The following is a 1,928-nucleotide window of genomic DNA, read 5'->3' as shown; positions in this document are numbered from 1 at the left end:
AAACCATCCTCTGCTTCGGCGTCTTTCTGATGCTGCTGCAATGCCTTGCCGAATTGTTCCGGGATATCGGACGCCTGCGCGGAGTTGAAATCTGATGTCCTACGAATGGATTGCTATCGTCATGTTTGCCGGCATGATGCTGATGCTGATGACCGGCCAGCGGGTGTTTGGCGCCATCGGCTTTGTCGGGGCAGTTGCGGGCATGCTCTTGTGGGGCACCGGCGGGGTGGAGATCCCCTTTTCCGCAGCGATGAAGCTGATGAAATGGTATCCGCTGCTGACCCTGCCGATGTTCATTTTCATGGGTTATGTCCTGTCGGAATCCAAGATTGCCGATGATCTGTACAAAATGTTCCACGTCTGGATGGGCCCGGTTCAGGGTGGGTTGGCGATTGGCACCATCGGGTTGATGGTGCTGATTTCCGCAATGAACGGTTTGTCCGTGGCCGGTATGGCCATCGGAGCCACCATCGCCCTGCCCGAGCTGCTGCGCCGGGGCTATGACAAGATCATGGTCACGGGTGTGATCCAGGCCGGGTCCAGTTTGGGCATTCTTGTCCCTCCTTCGGTGGTGTTGGTGCTCTACGCGATGATTGCCCGTCAACCGGTCGGCCAGTTGTGGCTGGCTGGCGTGGTGCCGGGGCTGATGATGGCGGCGATGTTCATTCTCTACATCTATGTGCGGTGTCGCATTCAACCGCATCTTGGCCCGGTGCTGCCCGAAGAGGAACGCAATGTCCCGATGTCGGAAAAGCTGCGCCTGCTGCGCGCCGGGCTGCTGCCGCTGGTGATTTTTGCGACGATGATGGTTCCCTTTGTCAACGGCTGGACCTCGCTGGTGGAAAGCTCGGCCATTGGGGCAATGACCGCCTTCGTCGCGGCGATCCTCAAGGGGCGGATGACCCGGGAGGTGTTCGAAACCTCGGTCCGGTCCACCCTGGCGATTTCCTGCATGTTCATGTGGATCATCCTGGCCGCCCTGGGGTTTGGCGCAATCTTTGACGGGCTGGGCGCGGTCAAGGCGATCGAGGACCTGTTCACCACTCAACTGGGCCTCAGCCCGTGGATGATCCTGATCCTGATGCAGCTGAGTTTCATCCTGATGGGAACCTTCCTGGATGACACGGCAATGCTGGTGATCGTGGCGCCGCTCTATGTGCCACTGGTCGGCGCGCTGGGATTCGACCTGATCTGGTACGGGGTGCTGTATACGATCACCACCCAGATCGCCTATATGACGCCGCCATTTGGCTACAACCTGTTCTTGATGCGTGCAATGGCACCGCCGGAAATCGGGCTGCGCGACATCTATAAATCAATCATCCCCTTTGCGCTGGTGATGGTGCTGGCGCTCAGCCTAGTGATGATCTTCCCCGAAATCGCGCTGTGGCTGCCCAACTATGTCTATGGAAAATAACAACAACCAGAAGCCCTGACACATGGGCCAGATTTCAACCTGAATTTCAACAAGGAGAGAGAAGATGACATCAAGACGCAAGTTTTTGCAAACCGCCGGTGTCGGCGCCATGGCCGCCCCGCTAGCAGCACCTGCATTGGCACAATCCACCATCAAATGGCGGATGCAGACCTATGCCGGCGCGGCGCTGGCCGAACATGTGGTAAAGCCCGCTGTTGACATGTTCAACAAAATCGCAGGCGACCGCATGCAGATCGAACTGTTCTATGCCGATCAACTGGTCCCGACCGGAGAGCTGTTCCGCGCCATGCAGCGTGGCACCATCGACGCGGTACAATCAGATGACGATTCAATGGCCTCCCCCACCGAAGTCACCGTTTTTGGGGGATATTTTCCCTTTGGTTCGCGCTATTCGTTGGATGTACCGGTGTTGTTCAACCAATACGGACTGAACGAAATCTGGGACGAAGAATATTCCAAGGTCGGCGTCAAGCACATCTCGGCCGGGGCC

General features: G+C 57.5%; 2 protein-coding genes and 1 pseudogene. All 3 read left to right on the top strand.

Annotated elements, in window-relative coordinates; translation table 11 throughout:
* Positions 1–95: pseudogene (locus tag A2I95_RS34380) on the top strand (C4-dicarboxylate ABC transporter); the annotation flags it as partial.
* Complete coding sequence (locus A2I95_RS34375) at positions 95–1,417, top strand: TRAP transporter large permease subunit (RefSeq protein ID WP_291737012.1); 1,323 nt, start codon at positions 95–97, stop codon at positions 1,415–1,417. The pseudogene A2I95_RS34380 and the gene A2I95_RS34375, both read left to right, overlap by 1 nt.
* 64 nt (positions 1,418–1,481) lie before the next feature.
* The coding region (locus A2I95_RS34370) for a twin-arginine translocation signal domain-containing protein (RefSeq protein ID WP_291737011.1) at positions 1,482–1,928 on the top strand (447 nt) is incomplete at its 3' end.

The sequence above is a fragment of the Leisingera sp. F5 genome, assembly GCF_001593695.1.
The sequence above is the reverse complement of the archived record's forward strand: the minus strand, read 5'-3'. Positions and strand labels throughout refer to the sequence as shown.

Excerpts from the sequence above, each read along its gene's own strand:
- A2I95_RS34375 (WP_291737012.1), top strand. The coding sequence starts at position 95 with ATGTCCTACGAATGGATTGCTATCGTCATGTTTGCCGGCATGATGCTG.